At 69.1% G+C, this 19,434-nt stretch carries 25 protein-coding genes; 16 read left to right on the top strand and 9 right to left on the bottom strand.

What is annotated here, in order from left to right:
• The first annotated feature begins 1 nt into the window (after window position 1).
• Window positions 2–1,054, top strand: a complete 1,053-nt coding sequence (gene trpD / locus F4560_RS40815; protein WP_184928361.1) for an anthranilate phosphoribosyltransferase — start codon at window positions 2–4, stop codon at window positions 1,052–1,054.
• Between the two features lie 98 nt (window positions 1,055–1,152).
• Window positions 1,153–1,818: a lysophospholipid acyltransferase family protein gene (locus F4560_RS40810; RefSeq protein WP_184928360.1), complete on the top strand. Its 666-nt coding sequence runs from the start codon at window positions 1,153–1,155 to the stop codon at window positions 1,816–1,818.
• 53 nt (window positions 1,819–1,871) lie between these two features.
• Here the strand turns inward: F4560_RS40810 and F4560_RS40805 are convergent, their stop codons facing one another.
• Window positions 1,872–2,288: a cytochrome c oxidase subunit 4 gene (locus F4560_RS40805; protein WP_184928359.1), complete on the bottom strand. Its 417-nt coding sequence runs from the start codon at window positions 2,286–2,288 to the stop codon at window positions 1,872–1,874.
• A 12-nt stretch (window positions 2,289–2,300) separates the two neighbouring features.
• Complete coding sequence (gene ctaC / locus F4560_RS40800; protein ID WP_184928358.1) at window positions 2,301–3,233, bottom strand: aa3-type cytochrome oxidase subunit II; 933 nt, start codon at window positions 3,231–3,233, stop codon at window positions 2,301–2,303.
• A 210-nt stretch (window positions 3,234–3,443) separates the two neighbouring features.
• On the opposite strand from ctaC, the gene asnB reads away from it, so the two are divergent.
• Window positions 3,444–5,372 carry an asparagine synthase (glutamine-hydrolyzing) gene (asnB, locus tag F4560_RS40795; protein ID WP_184928357.1) on the top strand — a complete coding sequence of 643 codons (1,929 nt, stop codon included), beginning with the start codon at window positions 3,444–3,446 and terminating at the stop codon, window positions 5,370–5,372.
• Here the strand turns inward: asnB and F4560_RS40790 are convergent.
• A complete protein-coding gene (locus F4560_RS40790; protein ID WP_184928356.1) occupies window positions 5,362–5,835 on the bottom strand; it encodes a MerR family transcriptional regulator in 474 nt (157 codons plus the stop codon). The two genes, asnB and F4560_RS40790, sit on opposite strands and share 11 nt — an antisense overlap.
• An 81-nt stretch (window positions 5,836–5,916) precedes the next feature.
• Here F4560_RS40790 and F4560_RS40785 point away from each other — a divergent pair, with 81 nt between their 5' ends.
• Both F4560_RS40785 and F4560_RS40780 read left to right on the top strand, forming a co-directional pair.
• Window positions 5,917–7,092 carry an MFS transporter gene (locus tag F4560_RS40785; RefSeq protein WP_312869784.1) on the top strand — a complete coding sequence of 392 codons (1,176 nt, stop codon included), beginning with the start codon at window positions 5,917–5,919 and terminating at the stop codon, window positions 7,090–7,092.
• Window positions 7,093–7,162: 70 nt separating this feature from the next.
• Entirely contained in the window at window positions 7,163–7,333 is a 171-nt protein-coding gene (locus tag F4560_RS40780) for a hypothetical protein (RefSeq protein ID WP_184928355.1), read from the top strand.
• Between the two features lie 117 nt (window positions 7,334–7,450).
• Here F4560_RS40780 and F4560_RS40775 read toward each other — a convergent pair whose 3' ends face one another.
• Both F4560_RS40775 and F4560_RS40770 read right to left on the bottom strand, forming a co-directional pair.
• The gene (locus F4560_RS40775) at window positions 7,451–7,825 is read right to left on the bottom strand and encodes a HesB/IscA family protein (protein ID WP_184928354.1); all 375 of its coding nucleotides are present in this window, start codon (window positions 7,823–7,825) and stop codon (window positions 7,451–7,453) included.
• 89 nt (window positions 7,826–7,914) lie between these two features.
• Entirely contained in the window at window positions 7,915–8,928 is a 1,014-nt protein-coding gene (locus F4560_RS40770; protein ID WP_184928353.1) for a glycerate kinase family protein, read from the bottom strand.
• 42 nt (window positions 8,929–8,970) lie between these two features.
• Here F4560_RS40770 and F4560_RS40765 point away from each other — a divergent pair, with 42 nt between their 5' ends.
• Together F4560_RS40765 and F4560_RS40760 are read left to right on the top strand one after the other, a co-directional pair.
• Window positions 8,971–9,612, top strand: coding sequence for a DUF3043 domain-containing protein (locus F4560_RS40765; RefSeq protein ID WP_184928352.1), 642 nt, complete (start codon window positions 8,971–8,973; stop codon window positions 9,610–9,612).
• A 57-nt stretch (window positions 9,613–9,669) separates the two neighbouring features.
• Complete coding sequence (locus F4560_RS40760; protein ID WP_184928351.1) at window positions 9,670–10,656, top strand: aldo/keto reductase family protein; 987 nt, start codon at window positions 9,670–9,672, stop codon at window positions 10,654–10,656.
• A gap of 54 nt (window positions 10,657–10,710) precedes the next feature.
• Here F4560_RS40760 and F4560_RS46760 read toward each other — a convergent pair whose 3' ends face one another.
• The gene (locus F4560_RS46760; protein WP_376775438.1) at window positions 10,711–10,809 is read right to left on the bottom strand and encodes a DUF397 domain-containing protein; all 99 of its coding nucleotides are present in this window, start codon (window positions 10,807–10,809) and stop codon (window positions 10,711–10,713) included.
• A gap of 179 nt (window positions 10,810–10,988) precedes the next feature.
• Between F4560_RS46760 and F4560_RS40750 the strand changes: the two genes are divergently transcribed.
• From F4560_RS40750 to F4560_RS40725, 5 genes are all read left to right on the top strand, one after another.
• Entirely contained in the window at window positions 10,989–12,200 is a 1,212-nt protein-coding gene (locus F4560_RS40750) for a helix-turn-helix domain-containing protein (RefSeq protein ID WP_184928350.1), read from the top strand.
• A 62-nt stretch (window positions 12,201–12,262) separates the two neighbouring features.
• Window positions 12,263–12,460 (top strand): hypothetical protein, encoded by a 198-nt coding sequence (locus tag F4560_RS40745; protein ID WP_184928349.1) that lies wholly within the window; start codon window positions 12,263–12,265, stop codon window positions 12,458–12,460.
• 287 nt (window positions 12,461–12,747) lie between these two features.
• On the top strand, window positions 12,748–12,960 hold the full coding sequence (locus tag F4560_RS40735) for a hypothetical protein (RefSeq protein WP_184928347.1): 213 nt from the start codon (window positions 12,748–12,750) through the stop codon (window positions 12,958–12,960).
• Between the two features lie 89 nt (window positions 12,961–13,049).
• Window positions 13,050–13,280, top strand: a complete 231-nt coding sequence (locus F4560_RS40730; protein ID WP_184928346.1) for a hypothetical protein — start codon at window positions 13,050–13,052, stop codon at window positions 13,278–13,280.
• 2 nt (window positions 13,281–13,282) lie between these two features.
• Complete coding sequence (locus F4560_RS40725; protein WP_184928345.1) at window positions 13,283–13,516, top strand: hypothetical protein; 234 nt, start codon at window positions 13,283–13,285, stop codon at window positions 13,514–13,516.
• 182 nt (window positions 13,517–13,698) lie between these two features.
• On the opposite strand, the gene F4560_RS45865 is transcribed toward F4560_RS40725, so the two are convergent.
• Window positions 13,699–13,824, bottom strand: a complete 126-nt coding sequence (locus tag F4560_RS45865; RefSeq protein ID WP_281391998.1) for a hypothetical protein — start codon at window positions 13,822–13,824, stop codon at window positions 13,699–13,701.
• Window positions 13,825–13,939: 115 nt separating this feature from the next.
• On the opposite strand from F4560_RS45865, the gene F4560_RS40720 reads away from it, so the two are divergent.
• A complete protein-coding gene (locus F4560_RS40720; protein WP_184928344.1) occupies window positions 13,940–15,373 on the top strand; it encodes a HEAT repeat domain-containing protein in 1,434 nt (477 codons plus the stop codon).
• A 117-nt stretch (window positions 15,374–15,490) separates the two neighbouring features.
• Here F4560_RS40720 and F4560_RS40715 read toward each other — a convergent pair whose 3' ends face one another.
• Entirely contained in the window at window positions 15,491–15,691 is a 201-nt protein-coding gene (locus F4560_RS40715; protein WP_184928343.1) for a hypothetical protein, read from the bottom strand.
• 76 nt (window positions 15,692–15,767) lie between these two features.
• On the opposite strand from F4560_RS40715, the gene cobU reads away from it, so the two are divergent.
• The 3 genes from cobU to F4560_RS40700 are packed head-to-tail and all read left to right on the top strand — an operon-like array spanning window position 15,768 to window position 18,063.
• Window positions 15,768–16,325, top strand: a complete 558-nt coding sequence (gene cobU, locus F4560_RS40710) for a bifunctional adenosylcobinamide kinase/adenosylcobinamide-phosphate guanylyltransferase (protein ID WP_184928342.1) — start codon at window positions 15,768–15,770, stop codon at window positions 16,323–16,325.
• Window positions 16,322–17,359 carry a nicotinate-nucleotide--dimethylbenzimidazole phosphoribosyltransferase gene (cobT, locus tag F4560_RS40705; RefSeq protein ID WP_184928341.1) on the top strand — a complete coding sequence of 346 codons (1,038 nt, stop codon included), beginning with the start codon at window positions 16,322–16,324 and terminating at the stop codon, window positions 17,357–17,359. The genes cobU and cobT overlap by 4 nt, the downstream gene beginning before the upstream one ends.
• Window positions 17,359–18,063 (top strand): adenosylcobinamide-GDP ribazoletransferase, encoded by a 705-nt coding sequence (locus F4560_RS40700; protein WP_184928340.1) that lies wholly within the window; start codon window positions 17,359–17,361, stop codon window positions 18,061–18,063. The genes cobT and F4560_RS40700 overlap by 1 nt, the downstream gene beginning before the upstream one ends.
• Window positions 18,064–18,248: 185 nt before the next feature.
• Here the strand turns inward: F4560_RS40700 and F4560_RS40695 are convergent, their stop codons facing one another.
• Window positions 18,249–19,349: a branched-chain amino acid aminotransferase gene (locus tag F4560_RS40695; protein ID WP_184928339.1), complete on the bottom strand. Its 1,101-nt coding sequence runs from the start codon at window positions 19,347–19,349 to the stop codon at window positions 18,249–18,251.
• Window positions 19,350–19,434 lie beyond the last annotated feature (85 nt).

Raw genomic sequence — 19,434 nt, 5'->3', positions numbered from 1 at the left:
CGTGGAGCGCACCTGGCCGTCGCTGCTGAACCGGCTCATCGACCGGGTCGACCTGTCCCAGGACGACACGGGCTGGGCCATGGACCAAGTGATGTCCGGCGCCGCGACCCCGGCGCAGATCGCCGCGTTCGCGGTGGCGCTGCGGGCGAAGGGCGAGACGCCCGAAGAGGTCGACGGCATCGCCACGATGATGCTCAGCCACGCCCGCCGGTTCACCGTCGAGGGACGTGCCGCGGACATCGTCGGCACGGGCGGTGACAACTCCGGGTCGGTGAACATCTCGACCATGGCCGCGATCGTCACGGCCGCCGCCGGCGTGCCCGTGGTGAAGCACGGCAACCGCGCGGCGTCGTCCCAGTGCGGCACGGCGGACGTGCTGGAGGCGTTGGGCGTGGCCATCGACCTGCCGCCGTCGGGCGTGCAGCAGACGGTGGAGGAGCTGGGTGTCGGCTTCTGCTTCGCCCGGGTGTTCCACCCCGGTTTCCGCCACGCGGGCCCGCCCCGGGCGGAGATCGGCATCCCGACGACGTTCAACCTGCTCGGGCCGCTGACGAACCCGGCGCAGCCGAAGGTCGGGTTGGTCGGGTGCGCGCGGGTGGCGTTCGCGCCGTTGATCGCGGGTGTCTTCGCGCGTCGGGGCAACACGATGCTGGTCGTGCGCGGTGACGACGGGATGGACGAGATCACCACGACCACCACCACGTCGGTGTGGGTGGTCGACGGTGGCGAGGTGCGGACGGACCGGATCGATCCGTCGGTGCTCGGTATCGCGGCGGCGCGGCCGGAGGACCTCAAGGGCGGTGACGCTTCGGTCAACGCGGAGGTCGTGCGGGAACTGCTGGCCGGGAAGCCGGGTGCGGTGCGGGACGCGGTGCTGCTCAACGCGGCGGGCGCCCTGGCGACGCACGCCGGGCTGTCGGGCGACCTGCACGCGGACATCGCGAACGCCATGGGCCGGGCCGCCGAGGCGATCGACTCCGGCGCGGCGGGCGACCTGCTCCTGAAGTGGGCCGCGCGCTCGACCGAGCTGATGGCCGCCCTCTCCGACGCCTGACCGACCCGCCGACCACCACCCGCGCACCTCCGACACCAGGTCGGAGATGACTGCCACCTTTTCACCACGCGGTAACGGGGGCCGGTCATGCTGTGACCATGCTCTACACGGTGATGAAGCGAGTGGTGGCGCCCACGGCGCGGCTGGTCTACCGGCCGACCGTCGAAGGTCTGGAGAACGTCCCCGCCGACGGTCCGGTGATCCTGGCCCCGAACCACCTGTCGTTCATCGACAGCGTCGTCATCCCGATGGTCGTCCCGCGCCGCGTCTCGTTCCTCGCCAAGGCGGAGTACTTCGAGGGCAAGGGCGTCAAGGGAGCCCTCTCCCGCTACTTCTTCGGCTCCCTGGGTCACGTTCCCGTCCGCCGCGGCCTCGGCAGGGCCGCCAGGGCCTCGCTGGACACCGCGACGGGCATCCTGGCCGAGGGCGGCGCGTTCGCCATCTACCCCGAGGGCACGCGCTCGCTGGACGGCCGCCTGCACCGCGGTCGCACGGGTGTCGCCCGGATGGCGCTGGAGTCCGGCGCCCCCGTCGTCCCGGTCGGCATCATCGGCACCGACAAGATGCAGCCGGTGGACCGCAAGATCCCGCGCATCAGCCCGGTCACCATCCGGTTCGGCGCGCCGCTCCACTTCGACCGCTACGAGGGCATGCACGAGTCCCTGCCGGTGCTGCGCTCGGTCACCGACGAGATCGTCTACCGCATCCTGGAGCTGTCCGGCCAGGAGTACGTGGACACCTACCAGACCTCGAACGCGGCCTGACACGCAAAAAACGGGGGCCACCCCGAAAGGTGGCCCCCGCGAAAAGCCTTGCGTCAGTCGTGTTCCGGACCGGTGTGGTACTCGAACACCAGGCCGCCGACGGCAATCAGCACCAGCACGACCGCGATCACCAGCAGCCAGATGTGCCAGAACGCCAGCGCCAGGCCGGCCGTCGCGGCGGCCGCCGCCAGACCGATCGGCCAGTAGCTACCCGGGCTGAAGAAGCCCAGCTCGCCGGCGCCGTCGCTGACCTCGGCGTCGGCGTTGTCCTCGGGCCGCACCTCGATGCGCCGGGCGACGAACCGGAAGTACGTGCCGACGATCAGCGCCAACCCGCCGGTCAGCGCGAGCGCCACCGTCCCGGTCGGCTCGACGTGATCGGTGTCCGCCCACGTCCAGTAGCCGTACACGGCGGCCATCAGGAACGAGAACGCCATCACCAAGTCAAAAATGCGTGCTTCGACCTTCATCGCAGCGTCCTCCTACTTCCCGCCGCCGGACGCCTCGCGGACGGTCCGGTCGGTGTCGAAGGGCCTGGTCGTCACGGCGTGCGGCGTGCACAGCTCGCCGCAGTCCAGCTCGGTCAGCGCCTGAGCGGCCGTGTACGGCTGCGCGGTCGCCGGGTTCGTCTGCTGCCGCAACTCGATGTACCGGTCGAAATCAGCCGATTCCAGCGCCCTGACCTCGAAGTTCATCACGGCGTGGTACACGCCGCACAGCTCGGCGCAGCGACCGACGAACGACCCGGTCCGGTCGATCTGGTCGATCTGGAACGAGTTGTCCTGGTTGTTCTTCTCCGGCTCGGGGAAGACGTCCCGCTTGAAGTGGAACTCCGGCACGTAGAACGAGTGGATGACGTCGGTCGACCGCAGGTTGAACCGGATCGACTTGCCCTGCGGCACCACCAGGAGCGGGATCTCGCCGGACGAGCCGACGGTGCTCACCGGAAGGCTCGCGGCCTCGGTCTTGTACTGGGGGTACTGGAACTCCCAGTTCCACTGGAACGCGATCACGTCGACCGTGACGTCGGGCGTCTTGCTCTTGTCCGTGACGTAGTTCTGCGTCACCGCGGTGAAGTAGAACAACACCGCGACGATGATCGTCGGCACGACCAGCAGCACGAGCTCCAGCGGCAGGTTGTAGGCGACCTGGCGGGGCAGCTCCTCGCTCTTCTTGCGGTGGAACGCCACGGACCAGAGGATCAGGCCCCACACGATCACGCCGACCGCGAGTGCCGCGACGACCGACCAGGTCCACAGCTCGCGCATCGCCTCGGCCTGCGGCGTCACGGCCACCGGCCAACCGAAGCGCAGCACCTCTTCCGTGGAGCAACCCGTGGCCCCGACGCCGACCAGGCCGACCAGCCCGCCGACCTTCGCCAGCCGGGCTGCCCTGGTGCCCTCCTTCAGGCCCACTGCTCGCCGCCTCCTCGTTGCCTTCGACCACTACTCAAAAGCTCGCAGGCAGGGGTGCGATTTCGCCCCATGCCGGATCATGCGGGAGCGTAGCCCAGCGCATGGCACGTCACCCCTTGGGGGCTGTACGCGTGCGGTGCAGTTTCGGTCACACACCCACCCCCCGGCATACTGGACTCTTCTCCACACGACACGAAGGGTGTTTACGGCGTGTGCGGCCTGGTAGGACTGGTTTGCCCTGGCGAGATCGAGGCCCAGCGGGCGCGCTCGGCGGTGGCTGGGGCACTGCGCTGCCAGCGGCACCGCGGCCCCGACGAGAGCGGCACCTGGCAGGGCGGTGAGGTCGTCTTCGGCTTCAACCGTCTGTCCATCATCGACATCGAGCACTCACACCAACCCCTGCACTGGGGTCCGCACGACCAGCAGGGTCGGTACGCGATCCTGTTCAACGGCGAGATCTACAACTACGTGGAGCTGCGCGCGGAGTTGACCAAGCAGTTCGGCGCGGTGTTCGCCACGGACGGCGACACCGAGACGATCGTGGCGGCCTACCACTACTGGGGCCCGGCCGCGGTCGGTCGGCTGCGCGGCATGTTCGCGTTCCTGATCTGGGACAAGGCTCGCCGGGTGGTGTTCGGCGCGCGTGACCCGTTCGGCATCAAGCCGCTGTACTACGCGGTCGGTCCCGGCGGGGTGGCGTTCTCCAGCGAGAAGAAGTCCGTGTTGGAGCTGGCGCCGACGATCGGCATCACGCCCGAGGTTGACCTGAAGGCGCTCCAGCACTACCTGATCCTCCAGTACGTGCCGGAGCCGGAGTCGTTGCAGACCGGCATCCACCGCGTCGAGTCCGGCACGTCGTTCACCGTCACGCCGGGCGGCAAGCCGGTGGTGGAGCGGTACTTCCCGGCGACGTTCCGGCCGCGCGCGGTGCGTGGCGACGCGGACGAGAACCGGCTGTACGACGAGATCACCGAGGCGCTGCGCGATTCGGTGGCCAAGCACATGCGCGCGGACGTGACGGTCGGCTCGTTCCTGTCCGGCGGCATCGACTCGACCGTGGTCGCGGCGCTGGCCAAGGAGCACAACCCGGACCTGATCACGTTCACCACGGGGTTCGAGCGGCAGGGCTACTCGGAGATCGACGTGGCCGCCGAGTCGGCCGCCGCGATCGGCGTGAAGCACGTGGTCCGGGCGGTGACGGCGCAGGAGATGATGGATTCCCTGCCGCTGATCACCTGGTACCTGGACGACCCGGTGGCGGACCCGGCGCTGGTGCCGCTGTGGTTCATCGCCCGCGAGGCGCGCCAGCACGTGAAGGTCGTGCTGTCGGGCGAGGGCGCGGACGAGCTGTTCGGCGGCTACACGATCTACCGCGAGCCGTTGTCGCTGGCTCCGTTCGAGAAGGTGCCGAGCGCGCTGCGCAAGGCCATGGGCAAGGTGTCCACGAAGATCCCGCAGGGCGTGCGCGGCAAGGACCTGCTGCGGCGGGGCGCGCTCACGCTGGAGGAGCGCTACTACGGCAACGCGCGGATCTTCATGGACGACCAGATCCAGCAGGTGCTGCGCACGTACAACCCGGACGTGTCGCACAAGGACGTGACGGCGCACGTGTACCGGGAGTCCGAGGGCTGGGACCCGGTGACGCGGATGCAGCACGTCGACCTGTTCACGTGGCTGCGCGGGGACATCCTGGTCAAGGCCGACAAGGTGACCATGGCGAACTCGCTGGAGCTGCGGGTGCCGTTCCTGGACCCGGAGGTGTTCCGGATCGCGTCGCAGGTGCCCTCCGAGCTGAAGCTCACCAAGGAGACCACCAAGCACGCGCTGCGCCGGGCGATCCGCGACATCGTGCCCGCGCACGTGCTGAACCGGCGCAAGCTGGGCTTCCCGGTGCCGATCCGGCACTGGCTGAAGGACGAGATGCACGACTGGGCGGTGGAGCACGTGCGCCAGTCGCAGACCGACCAGTACCTCGACAAGAACGCGGTGCTGCGGGTCATCGAGGAGCACCGGTCGGGCGTGGCCGACCACAGCCGGCGGATCTGGGCGCTGCTGGTGTTCATGATCTGGCACGGGATCTTCGTGGAGGGCCGGATCCGTCCGGTCGTGCCGGAGCCGCACTACCCCGTCAAGCTCTGACGGCACGCCGTCCACTGTGGAGGCCCTCGGCACTCGTGCCGGGGGCCTCTTCCGTTGCCGCGTCCCGGCACCGGGCCCGGTCGCCGAACTTCTCCGCCATGATCCGCGTCACGTCGCCGACGAGCCGGGTCAGGTGTGCCTTGCTGCTGGTCAGCTGCGTGATCCTGGCCTCGACGGACGTCAGCTCCTCGGTCAGCATCTCCAGCAGCGGCACGCAGCCCGCCTCGTCCTCCGGCAGCTGGACGTCCTGGTCGAACGCGTGCGCGAGCACCAGCCGGACCAGCCGGATGTTCAGGCCGGAGCTGATGAGGCAGCGGACGCTGCGCACCCGTTCCACATCGGACTCGTCGTAGACGCGGTAGCGGCCTTGCGTGCGCTGCGGGGTCAGCAGTCCGTGCTGGTCGTAGTAGCGCAACATGCGCACCGTGGCGCCGGTCTTCTCCGCGAGCTCGCCGATCAGCACTTATTCCCACTCCCGCCGTAAAGAGCCTTCGATCACGCAACCTTGACCCTGACGTCAGTGTCACACTTTAGCGTCTTCCCCGTGATCGCCTTCATCCTGATGCTCAGCGCTTTTGCCGTGGGGACATCCGAGTTCATCATCGTGGGCGTCCTGCCGGAGGTCGCCGCGGACCTCGGTGTGGACGTGCCGACCGCAGGCCTGCTGGTGACCGCTTACGCCGTCTCGGTCGCCGTGGGCGGTCCGGTTCTCACCGTGTTCACCGGGCGCATCTCGCGCCGCACGCTCCTGATCTCCGTCATGGCGTTGGCCTTCGTCGCCGCCGTCGCCAGCGCCCTGGCGGACGACTACACGTTGCTCATGGTCGCGCGCATGGTCGGCGCGCTGGCCCAGGGCCTGTTCTTCGCGGTGGCCTCGCAGATCGCCATCGCCGCCGTGCCGCCGGAGAAGCAGACCGCGGCCATCGCCAAGGTCGTCAACGGTGTCGCGCTGTCCACCATCCTCGGCATCCCGCTCGGCACGCTGATCGGCCAGAACTACGGCTGGCGGGCGTCGTTCGTGCTGGTCGCGGCGTTGACGGCGATCGGTTTCGTCGGGGTCGTGCTCGGCACGCCGAAGGTCGCGCACCAGCCGGACCCCGGTGTGCGGGCCAGCCTGTTCGCGTTCGGCCGGCGGACCGTGCTGCTGGGCCTGGCCACGACGGTCCTGTCGTTCACCGGCCTGATCACCGCGTTCACGTACGTCGCGCCCGCGTTGCGGGAGGTGACGGGGTTCGAGCCGGGCTGGGTGACCGGTGTGCTGCTCGTGTACGGCTTGGGGACCCTCGTCGGCAGCACGCTCGCGGGCAAGGTGCCGATGCACAACATCTCCCGCGTCCTGCCGATCCCGCTGGCCGTGCTCGGCGTGGCGCTGCTCGCCCAGGGCCTGATGCTGGAGAGCAAGGTGGGGGCGGTGGTGAGCGTGTTCGTGCTGGGCGCCAGCGCGTTCACCGCCGGTCCGCTGGTCCACACGTACCTGATGGGTCAGGCGGGTTCGGCGGCCGGGCTGGTCGCCTCGGTGAACATCTCCGCGTTCAACGTGGCGGCGGCGCTGGGCCCGATGCTCGGCGGTGTGGTGCTGACCAGCGGGCTCGGCCTCCAGTGGGTCGGCACCGTCGGCGGCGTGGCGAGCATCCTCGGCGTGGCGGTGGCGCTGGTCGTCGGCCGGGTGACCGTGCGACCGGCAGTCCCGACCCCCGCTCCGCTCGCCGCACACGTGTGAGATGGCCCTACCGGGCGGCTACCGTCCGGTAGGGCTTTTGTCAAGCGATTTACCCGCTTACGGTCGCGCTGTGAGGAACACCGAGGCGGACACGCTGGACCAGCTGATCGAGGACTGCACCGACCTGCCGCGGGAGCTGCGCGGCGAGACCAAGTCCCTCCCCGAACCGCGGACCGCGCGGCCGTGGCAGGTGGACGACGCCAACTACGCGCAGGTCGCGGACCTGGACGCGTACGTCTGACCCATCAGCACAAGGCCCCCGCCACGGCGGGGGCCTTTGCCGTCCGACCGCAAACGGGAAGGGCCCTCGCCGCGTGGCGAAGGCCCTTCCCGTGGTTGCTGCGAATCCAGCGGTCGATCAGTGGAACGAGTCGCCGCAGGCGCACGAACCGCCGGCGTTCGGGTTGTCGATGGTGAAACCCTGCTTCTCGATCGTGTCGACGAAGTCGATCACCGCGCCCTCGACGTAGGGCACGCTCATGCGGTCGACGGCCACCTTCATGCCGTTGAAGTCGCGCAGCGCGTCACCGTCGAGCGAGCGCTCGTCGAAGAACAGCTGGTAACGCAGCCCCGCGCAACCACCGGGCTGGACGGCGATGCGCAGGTGCATGTCGTCGCGGCCCTCCTGGTCGAGCAGCGCCTTCGCCTTCGCGGCTGCCGCGTCGGTCAGCGTCACACCGTGGGTCGGCGGGGCGTCAGGAGTCGTGGTGACTGCGTCCTGAGCGGTCGTCATGGCTCTCCCTCAGAGGTCCTTTGCGGGCATCTATTCCGGGCAACACGGGAAGTACCCGCTTTGTTCCTACCCCCATGGTCGCACAGCCGTCAGGGTCGGCGTTGTGACCAGTGACTCGCCACGTGCGCCGCGAGGTCGGCCAGCGTGCCCGCCGGGTCGGCCATGCTCCGCTCCACCGACCCCGCGTGCTCGGCCACCGCGTACGACTCCTGCACGCCCGCGGCGCCCGCCTCACGCCTACCCACAGTGACCTGACCGGCCAGGACGACGCACGGCAACCCGCGTTCAGCCGCACCCCGTGCCACGGCGGTCACCAGCTTCCCGCGCAGCGACTGCCAGTCGAAACTGCCCTCACCGGTGACGGCCAGGTCGGCGTGGTCCAGCGCGTCGTCCAGCCGGGTGAGCGAGCGGACCATCCCCGCGCCGGACTCGACCGTCGCGCCCAGGGCCATCAGCGCGGCCCCGAGACCACCCGCGGCACCCGCGCCGGGCCGGTCCCGCACGTCGGCCAGCTCGTCCATCGCGGCCAGCCGTGCCTCCAGGCGTTCCACCGCTTCCGGTGACGCGCCCTTCTGCGGGCCGAACGTGTGCGCGGCGCCGTTCGGGCCCAACAGCACGTTCTCGACGTCGGCCGCGGCGACAAGGCGGGCGGTGACGTGCCCGACCGTCTCCCGCAGGCCCTCGCCCCCGTCCGTGGTGCCCGAGCCGCCCAGGCCGACCACGATCGTGCGGGCGTCCCGCGCCAAGCCGATCAGCTCGCCGACACCCCTGGTGGTGGCGGTCTCGGCGGTCCGCGCGCGCTGGTCGGACGGGATGAGGTGCAGGCCACAGGCCTGGGCGGACTCGATGTAGGCGGTGCCGTCGTGCTCCAGCCAGCGCGCCTGGACGGGCGTGCCGAGTGGACCGGTGACGGTCGCCGTGTGGAGCACGCCGCCCAAGGCGGTGTGCAGGACGTCCACGAAACCCGGGCCGCCATCGGCCAACGGGCGCAGGTGGAGTTCGTCGTCGGGAGCGGTGCGGTGCCAGCCCTCGGCCACGGCCTCGGCGACCTCCCGCGCGGTCAACGTTCCGCCGAAGCAGTCCGGCGCAATCACAACTCGCACCTGGCGAACAGTACTTATCGGGGCATCTCCTACTCTGGTGCGGTGAGGTTCCTGCGCCGAAACGCCGACGAAGCCGCTGACACCACCGCCGAGAACACGCCGGCGGAGGTGAACCCGGCCGATCCGTCGCGCACCCAGGGCAAGGGACGGCCCACACCGAAGCGCCGAGAGGCGGAGGGCAAGCGCCGCGGCCCCGTCCCGCCACCGCCCAGGACGCAGCGCGAGGCGTTGAAGCGCGCGCGCGTGACCCGTGGGCCCAAGATGTCCAAGGAAGAGAGCCGTGCGGCGGCGGCCGAGCGCCGCAAGCGGATGATGGCCGGCGAGGACAAGTACCTCCTGCCCCGCGACCGCGGCCCGGTGAAGGCCTACATCCGCGACGTGGTCGACTCGCGCCGCAACCTGATGGGCCTGTTCATGCCGCTGGCCATCCTGGTGTTCGTGGCGCTGCTCGTGCCGATGCCCCAGGTGCAGTCGTACGCCACGCTGCTGACCACGTTCATGCTGCTGGCGATGATCGTCGAGGGCTTCGTGCTCGGCCGGATGGTGACCAAGCGGGTGCGGCTGAAGTTCCCGAGCGAAACCAGCCGCGGCCTGTCCATCGGCTGGTACTCGTTCATCCGCGCCAGCCAGCTCCGCCGCCTGCGCGTCCCCAAGCCGCGGGTGAGCCCCGGCGACAAGGTCTGAGGCCGTCCCACGCGGAGTTCATTAGCAACCCGAACGATCCGGTACTAGGCTGAGACCATGGAGTTCCGACGTCTCGGCCGCAGTGGCCTGAACATCAGCGAGATCTCGTACGGCAACTGGCTCACCCACGGTTCGCAGGTCGAAGAGGACCAGGCGACGGCCTGCGTCCGTGCGGCTCTCGACGCGGGCATCACCACGTTCGACACGGCCGACGTGTACGCCAACACCAAGGCGGAGGACGTGCTCGGCCGTGCCCTCAAGGGCGAGCGCCGCGCCTCGTTGGAGATCTTCACCAAGGTCTTCTGGCCCACGGGGCCTGGCGGCCCGAACGACAAGGGCCTGGGTCGCAAGCACATCATGGAGTCGATCGACGGCTCCCTCACGCGCCTCCAGACCGACTACGTCGACCTCTACCAGGCCCACCGGTACGACAAGTCGGTGCCGCTGGAGGAGACGATGCTGGCCTTCGCCGACGTCGTCCGCCAGGGCAAGGCGCTCTACATCGGCGTGTCCGAGTGGAACGCCGAGCAGATCGCCCGGGGCGCGGCGCTGGCACGTGAGCTGAAGGTGCCGTTCATCTCGAACCAGCCGCAGTACTCGATGCTGTGGCGCGTCATCGAGCCGCAGGTCGTGCCGACCTCGGAGCGCGAGGGCGTCAGCCAGATCGTCTGGTCCCCCATCGGCCAGGGCGTGCTCACCGGCAAGTACCTGCCCGGTCAGCCGGTGCCCGCGGGCTCCCGCGCGACCGACGAGACCGGCGCGAAGTTCATCCAGCGCTTCCTGCGCGACGAGGTGCTGGAGAAGGTCCAGCTCCTCAAGCCGCTGGCGGCCGAAGCCGGCCTCAGCCTCGCCCAGCTGGCCGTCGCCTGGGTGCTCCAGAACCCGAACGTGGCGAGCGCGATCATCGGCGCGTCCCGCCCCGAGCAGGTGCGCGAGAACGTGAAGGCCGCCGGCGTGAAGCTGGACGAGGACCTGATGAAGAAGATCGACGACGTGCTCGAAGGTGTCGTGGAGACCGACCCGCGCTTCACCGTCACTCCCTGACCCTGGTCGAGTGACGAACGGGGCACCCCCAAACGTGGGGTGCCCCGTTCGCGCTTACCGCTGGTTCGGGTTCTTCCGGGACTCGATGAAGCTCGCGAACGAGCGCGCCGGGAAGGTCAGGTGACCTCTACCCCGGTCCTTCGTGTCCCGGATGACGCGTCCTGCCCGCGCCGCGTCCCACGCGTCATCGAAGACGAGCCGGAAGCTGTTGATGTCTTTCTCGGTACGCTGGTGTCACCTGTTTCTTCACCGAGGCAGTCGCCACGGTTCGACCGTCGAGGGCGTCGGTGAAGAAGCGCGACGACTCTCGGTGAAGACAGGCGAGGTGTGTCTTGGACGACACCTACATCGGTCGCCGTGTACGCGAGGTCCGTTCGTGGCGCGGCATGAACCTGAAAGCCACCGCCGATTTGGCCGGCATGTCCGCGAGCTACCTGAGCATGATCGAAAACGGGAAGCGGCCTGTCACGCGACGCCAAACCCTTGAAGCGTTGGCCCGCGCGCTGCGGGTCGCGCCTACGGAACTGACCGGCCGCCCGTGGGACCGGGACCACGACAGGTCCACCGAAATCCATCCCGACCTCGTCGCGTTGGCAGCCACGCTCGATGCCTACGAGATCGGCGATGATCCCGGCGACCCGGCACGCGAGTGGCCGGCCGTCGCGGCAGACGTGGACCGGCTCGTGGAACTAATGCAGATCCGCGCCGACTACGCGACCCAAGCCACCCTCCTGCCCGGTCTGCTCGGCGAACTCCACGCCTTGTACGTACGGGAACCGGGGCTACGCGCCGTGGTGCTGCTCGGCTTGTTGCGCTGTTACTCATCCGCCACGTGGGTGGCCAGGTTGCTACGCAGCGACGGCCTTACCCTGATGGCAGCGATGCGGGTGCGGCAGTGCGCCGACGACCTCGCCGTACCCGCTTGGAAGGGCTACGCAGCGTGGCTGCGCGGAGTCACCACCGGAAGCCTCAACCGCGCCCGGCAGTACCAGCGGGCCGTCGCCATGGCCGACACACTCACCTCGCACCTCGACGACATCGACGTCGCGCAGGCATACGGACAACTGCAACTGTCCGCAGCGCTTGCCGCCGCAGCACAAGCCGACCGCGACACCGCCATGACCCACCTCGCCGAAGCCGACGCGATCGCCGACCGGGCCGACCTCGACGTCGGCCAGTTCGCGCAGGTGTGGTTCGGCCGCATTAACGTCGGAATCTGGCGGGCCACCATCGGGATGGAACTCGGCGACGGGGCGAAAGTCGCAGAAACCGCACGCGGCGTGCCGGTCGAAAAGATCCCAAGCCCAGCACGGCAAGCCGTCTTCTACTCCACGGTCGGACGGGGCCTGATCAGCGAGAAACGAACGGCCGAGGCGGGACTGCGCTTGCTGTTGCGCGCCGAACATCTCGCACCCCAACACGTCCGGGGTGACGTGTTCGTCCGCGAAGCGGTCGCAGCCATGCTGCGCCGCGCGGAACGTGATGCCGGCGGCCGGGAATTGCGTGGCCTCGCATGGCGGATGGGCGTAGCACCGATCGGGTGAACTGAGCCCGAAGTTCACAACGTGTGATTCCGCCGGCCAAGCGTGCTCTTAACGTCCGACGCATGGCCAGCGGAATCGAGAGCCTCCACCGGATCAACGCCGTCGACCTCGGCAATCGCCAGGTCGCGGCCATCGTCGGCATCGGCCGTTACGGTCAGTCGGCCAAGGTGTTGATCGTTGTCCTGAACGGCAACTCGCAGGCGACGTTGGCCGCCAAGTTCCGGGCCTCCATGATCGGCGCAGCCGGCACGTCGTCATGACGGTGCGGCCGAAAGACGCGACGCAAAGCGCGCCCCGGCTACAAGCAGCGGCGGGCAGCCACGTAATTGTGCACGTCAGCCTCACAACGGGTGAAGCCATCGCGTTGATGGACGCGGTCTGCACCGTCACGTCCGCGTGGGAATGCCCGAAGCTCAACGCAGCGGACCGCGCGATCCGGAAGGTGCGCGAAGCGGCAAGGCGCGCAGTCGACACGCACAGCACGTGAACGTCCGCCCCAACGGCCGGCGACGCAGCAGAGGCACTACAAGCAGAAGGCGAGTTGCAGATGGTCATCCAGCCCGGTAACGGGGTCGAGCACTCCTCGTACATCAGGATCAGCAGCGAGGCGGAGTTCAAGGAAGGGATCAACGCCGACGGCGAGTACGAAGTCAGCTTCGACCAGGTGGCAACCGTCGCGCTGACGCCTGACGCGGCGGAGAAGTTCTACTGGATGCTCGGTGCGAAGATCCCCGAGCTACGGCGGCTGGCGACGCAATGAGTCTCGACCAGTCGTCGGACACTGCCGGCCGATCGGCCCTCCTGGGGGACATCACGCCCCTGTACGGCATGGCGTGGGAGGATCGAGCCGTGCGAATCACGGAGTTCACAGGGTGGATGAAGGACCAGCTCGACGCGCTCGACCATGACGAGATCGTCGGCGTAGACAACATCATGCACCCTGACGACCAGCACAAACGCCACAACCTCCTGAGGGTGCGCCACGCGAACGGAGCCACTTCCGTGGTGATGGCGCAAACCGTCGAAGGTCCGGGCATCCCGCACCACCAGCCCTACGAGATCCCGCGAGAGGCGTTCTGAAGATGCGAAACCCCCGGTTCCGCGCGTTGCTCGTGGAGATGATCAATGGTGCTGACCACCCGGATGTCATCGGCGTCGAAGAGATCGACAGAGGCCCTCAAGGCAAGGTGTTGCGGGTCTCGTTCCGCGATGGCGTGAAGATCGACCTCATGGTCGTCAACAGCGCGCCGGACCGTGGCGACAACCACAGGGAACCCGAAACGATCGTCAGGAAGCAAGACCTAGCGGAGAGGTGACCGATGGCTTCGGGACACTGCCCGGTTTGCGGCGCAATCGCAGCATCAAGCCCCGGTGACACGGTAGGACCGCACCAGAAACCCGGAAGTCGTGAATCGTGCTCCGGCAGCGGCTCGACGGCGACCTGACCGCATTACCGACAGCGAAGCGCCCACCCCGTGACGAGGCCGCTCGCCCCGGTCTACTCGGCCGGGGCGAGGGACATCGGGCCGTAGACCTCCGACTCGTCGCGCAGCAGCGTCACCTGGGCGATGCAGAAGATCGACGACGTGCTCGAAGGCGTCGTGGAGACCGACCCGCGCTTCACCGTCACCCCCCTGACGCGCGTCAAGCCCGAACGCCCCGCCCGATCCGGGCGGGGCGTTCGTGTGACACGGACAACGCTCACCGCCAGTTCACCGGCCTGCCCGTTCACTGAGGTCGTGCGCGAACCGACCGACCGGCGTTCCGGTGACGATCTAGTGGCCCGGTTGGTCCGCCTCGAGCCGACGGGACCGGCCGGCTGTACCGAGGCGTACAAAGAGCTCTACCAGCACGCACACGACAAGGCGCTGCTGTCCGACCCGGCGGGTAGCCGCTGGTTGGCCGCGATGACCGCGCACCCGAGCCGGGCGGTGCGCACCATCGCGATCAGCGCCCTCGCCGAGCTCCGCGATCCCGCACACCAGACGATCATGGTGGAGGCGCTGTCCGATCCGGACTCCAGCGTGGTCGGGTCGGCCGTGCGCGGCCTCACGGCCCGGACCGTGACGGAGGTCTTCGACCAGCTCGTCGCACTGGTGAACCGGCCAGGCCGGCCGTGGTCCTGGACGCGCCGCTACGCCACGCAGCGAATCGCCGAATCCGCGCACCCGCAACGGCTGATGATCCTGGCCGACGCGTTGCCGAACGCGGATCACGGCGGCGCGCACGACATCGCCCACGTGCTCGCTCGTGCAGGCGACCCTCGCGTCGGCCCCGCGCTGATCGAGCACCTGCGTTCCCGCGCCCCAGGCGGATGCGCGGTCGCGTTCGCCCTCGGTCACCTGCGCATCGCCGACGCGACCAGCGCGCTAATCAACGCGCTGCACACGCCCGACAACACACAAGCTGCGCTGGGGGCGCTGGCCAAGATCGGGTCGGACCAGGCGACGCCGGCCGTCCAATCGATGCTCGACCACCCGCAGGCGACCGTCCGCGAGGCCGCCCTGCTGACCTTGTCGCGACTCGGCGGCCCACTGGTCGTCCCCGCCGCCCTCGCCGCCACCGACGACGGCGACCCGGCCGTCCGCGAACGCGCCATCCGGGTGCTGGCCGAGCACGGTGATCACCGCGCGGTCAGGCGCTTGGCGGCGGCGTGTGACGGCCGCCACGTCCGCGTCGCGCTCACAGGACTCGTGCGGCTGGCCGACCGTTCAGTCACACCAACCCTGTTGGAGGTCCTGCTGACCACGACCGACCGGCGGACCCGCAAGCTAGCCGGACAAGCCCTCGCCCGGATCGGCGCACCGCCTCGCCTGCCCTCATGGCAGCGGAACCCGGTCGTCCGCCGCGCCTCTGCCTGGGTCATCGGGCAATGCGCCGAAGCACGCGACGTCCACGTGCTGACCAGGGCCTTGCAGGACGAGGACGAACTGATCCGCTCCCGCGCCGCCGCCGCACTGGGGCGCCTGCCGATCGCCGAAGCGCTCGCGCCACTGACGGACGCTCTGAACGATCCCAGACCCCGGGTCCGCGCCAACGCCGCCACCGCCCTGGGCCGCACCGGTCCGGCCGACCTCCACGACCGCCTGGCAGCCGCTCTGCACGACCCGCATCCAGCCGTCCGGGCCGCGGCCACCGCGGCATTGCGCCCCCACCCGACCGACAGCCCTTGAACAGCCACCAGCCGGACCCCGATCAGTCGGAGTCGACCTCCACCGCGCGATCACCGGCGAAGGCGACCCGGACCACCGGGAAACAGCTCCACCTTGCCGACCTTCTCCCCATCCCGGCTACTCGGCCGGGGCGAGGGACATCGGGCCGTAGACCTCGGACTCGTTGCGCAGCAGCGTCACCTGGGCGACACCGGCCTCCCGCAACTCGCCCCACGCCGCGCCGAACCAGTCCTCGGCCGCGGTCTGGTCCGGGAACGCGACCTTCGGCCCGTCGACGTCGCGGCCCTGCTCGTCCTGGTACCTCCAGCGGTACTCCACGACGATCTCCTCCCGATGTGCACTCCGGGTAACGTCCCGGTCAGGCTATGTCCTCTCGGAACAGTTGGAGTGCGGTGTGACGCGTCGGACACTGGTGTTGGGCGGTGCCCGTTCAGGCAAGTCCGCGCACGCCGAAGGGCTGGTGGCCGACGACGTCGTGACGTACGTGGCCACCGCGCGGCGGTACCCGGACGACGCGGACTGGGAGCTGCGGATCGCCCAGCACGTGGCCCGCCGTCCCACGACGTGGAACACGGTCGAGGCGCCCGCGCCCAACGACCTCATCACCCTTCTCACCGCCACCAGCGAGTCCGACCCGCCGATCCTGGTGGACGACATCGCCACCTGGCTCAACGGCGTGCTGGACGACGCAGGCGCATGGGAAGGCCACGGCATGGGCCAGGTCGAGCACGAGTGCGCCGCACTGGTCCGCGCGGTGGCCCACACCCGCGCCCGGTTGGTCTTGGTGTCGGCGGAGGTCGGCCTAGGCGTCGTGCCCAGCACGCACTCTGGCAGGCTCTTCCGTGATCACCTCGGTTCGCTCAACGCGCGGCTGGCCGAGGTGTGCGACGAGGTGCTGCTGGTCGTCGCCGGAATCCCACTGCGACTGCGCGAACCCGGAGGTAGTCGGTGACGATCGAGTTCCCGCCCGTCGAGCCGCCGAGCGAGGACGCCCGGAGCCAGGCCGTCGCCAGGCACGGCTCCCTCACCAAGCCCCCCGGTTCGCTGGGCAGGCTGGAGGACCTGGGCATCTGGGTCGCGGGATGCCAGGGCAAATGCCCGCCCAGACCATTCACCCGACCCCGCGTAGTGGTGTTCGCGGGTGATCATGGGGTGGCGAGGCACGGCGTGTCGGCGTACCCGAGCGAGGTCACCGGCCAGATGGTGGCCAACTTCCTGTCCGGTGGCGCGGCGGTGAACGTGCTGGCCAACGTGGCCGGCGCGACGGTGCGCGTGGTCGACATGTCGGTCGACTCGGAGACGTCGGTAGGCGACCTCAAGGTGCGCCGCAGTTCAGGCTCCATCGACCGCGAGGACGCGCTGACCCTCGAAGAGGCCGAGCGGGCCATCGAGACGGGCCGCAAGCTAGTGGACGACGAAGTAGATGGCGGCGCAGACCTGCTCATCGCCGGCGACATGGGCATCGGCAACACGACACCGGCAGCGGTGCTCATCGCCGCGCTGACCGGATCAGAACCGGTCGCCGTGGTCGGCCGTGGCACGGGCATCGACGACCAAGGCTGGATGCGCAAAACAGCCGCAATCCGAGACGCCCTCCGCCGCGCACGACCCGTGATCAACGACCCGGTAGCCCTGCTGGCCGCCGCGTCAGGCGCGGACATCGCCGCCATGGCCGGCTTCCTGGCGCAAGCGGCAGTGCGCAAGACCCCCGTCATCCTGGACGGCGTGGTCTCCGGCGCAGCGGCCGTCGTCGCCGAGGAACTGGCACCGGGCGCACGCGAGTGGTGGGTAGCCGGCCACCGTTCCGCCGAGCCCTCGCACGCACTGGCCCTGGGCCACCTGAGCCTGGAACCGTTGCTGGAGTTCGACATGCGACTAGGTGAGGGCTCAGGCGCAGTCGCAGCGCTGCCACTGGTAGTGATGGCGACCCGCATCCTGGCCGAGATGGCGACCTTCGACAGCGCGGGCGTCTCCGGACCCGCCTGATGCGGTTGGCACTCTCCTGGCTGACGGTGCTGCCCGTCCGCGTCGCCTCCGACAAGGTCGACGCGCGGGCAGCACAACGAGCCATCACGCTCGCACCCCTAGTGGGCCTACTACTAGGCGCGGCCGTAATCGCACTGCTCCAAGCACCACTACCCGACCTACTAGCAGGCTTCCTGGCCGTCGGCTTCCTAGCCCTGGCCACCCGAGGCATGCACCTGGACGGCCTAGCCGACACTGCCGACGGCCTAGGCTGCTACGGCCCACCAGAACGCGCGCTGGCAGTGATGAAAGACGGCGGCGCAGGCCCATTCGCAGTAGTAGCGCTGATCGTCGTCCTAGGCGCGCAGGCCGCCGCATTCCCCACCGTCCACTGGACAGCCGTACTACTCGCCCTGACCGCAGGCCGAGCCGCATTCATCCTCTGCTGCCTACAAGGCATCCCAGCCGCCCGCCCCGAAGGCCTAGGCGCACTAGTAGCCGGCACCCAACCAATATGGCTGGCAGCAACATGGTGGACAATCCTGGCCATAGCAGGCTATTTCGTACACCCCATCCAGGGCCCGCTCTCAATCGCCGTAGCCGCAGTCCTAATTTGGGCCCTGATCCACCACACCCGCAAACGATTCGGCGGCATCACCGGCGATGTGCTGGGCGCAGCCTGCGAAACGGCCACCTTGACCGTCCTGGCCATCAACTCGCTGTAGGTGGCCGACGAGGATCGATTTGACATGGGTTCGGGTGCCATAGGCTGGTCGAAGCCGGGCAGGCTTGGCGGACGCACTTCCCGCCAAGCCTGCCCGGCTTTGGCCTGCCTGGGGTGCCCGTACGGGCCCCATGTCAAATCGATCCGGACTCAAGCACGGGTTCCCTCAGAACCCGAACCCGCCCCTTAACCGATTTTCGCCATCCACCCATGCGGATCAGCCACAAGCCCTTGCTGAATCGAAGTCAGGTGGTTGCGCAACTGCATGGTCACGTCCCCAGTACGACCACCGGAAACACTGAACTCCCCATCCGCGTGCTTCACGTGCCCAACCGGCGTGATCACCGCCGCAGTCCCACACGCGAACACCTCGGTCAACTCACCGGACTCGGCCTTCTTCTCCCACTCTTCAGTGGAAATCCGCCGCTCCTCAATCCCATAACCGAAATCAGCCGCCAACCGCAGCAACGAATCACGCGTGATCCCCGGCAGCAACGCTCCGGACAACTCCGGCGTGACCACCTTGGCGTCCGCACCCGAACCCAGGACGAAGAACAGGTTCATCCCACCCATCTCTTCGACCCACCGCCGCTCCACCGCGTCCAGCCACACGACCTGGTCGCAGCCCTGGTCGGCGGCCTGCGCCTGCGCCACCAACGACGCCGCGTAGTTGCCCGCGAACTTGGCCGCCCCCGTGCCACCCGGCGCCGCGCGCACGTACTCCGTCGACAGCCACACCGTCACGGGCTTCAGCCCACCGGCGAAGTACGACCCGGCGGGCGACGCGATGAGCACGTACAGGTACTCCGTCGCGGGCCGCACGCCCAAGCCCTTCTCGGTGGCGTACAAGAACGGCCGCAGGTACAGCGACTCCTCGGGAATCGCGGGCACCCATCGGGAGTCCACCGCGAGCAACTCCCGGATCGACTCCAGGAACAGCTCGTCCGGCAGCTCGGGCATGGCCAACCGGCGCGCGGACGAGCGGAAGCGCTCGGCGTTGGCCGACGGGCGGAAGGACGCGATCGATCCGTCGGGCTGGCGGTACGCCTTGAGCCCTTCGAAGATCGCCTGGCCGTAGTGCAGCACCATGGCCGCCGGGTCCAGCTCCAGCGAGTGGTAGGGCTCGACCGCGGCGTCGTGCCAGCCCTGTTCGCGGTTCCAGCGGATCGTCACCATGTGGTCGGTGAAGTGCTGCCCGAAGCCCGGCTTCGCGAGTACCTCCGCAACGCGCTCCGGGGTCGCCGGCTGCGGGTTGGGGGTCCGGGTGAAAGGCAACGCTGTCGTCATGTCAGCACGATAGCCGCCTATGGGACGTCAGAAAATCGCTGTCCCGACGCTCGGACATCCGACCATCCGGACGGCCTACTCGCGG

Source organism: Saccharothrix ecbatanensis, from assembly GCF_014205015.1.
In the GTDB taxonomy this organism is placed as follows: Bacteria; Actinomycetota; Actinomycetes; order Mycobacteriales; family Pseudonocardiaceae; genus Actinosynnema; species Actinosynnema ecbatanense.
Note: the sequence above shows the minus strand (reverse complement) of the source record. Positions and strands in the feature narration are given on the sequence as shown.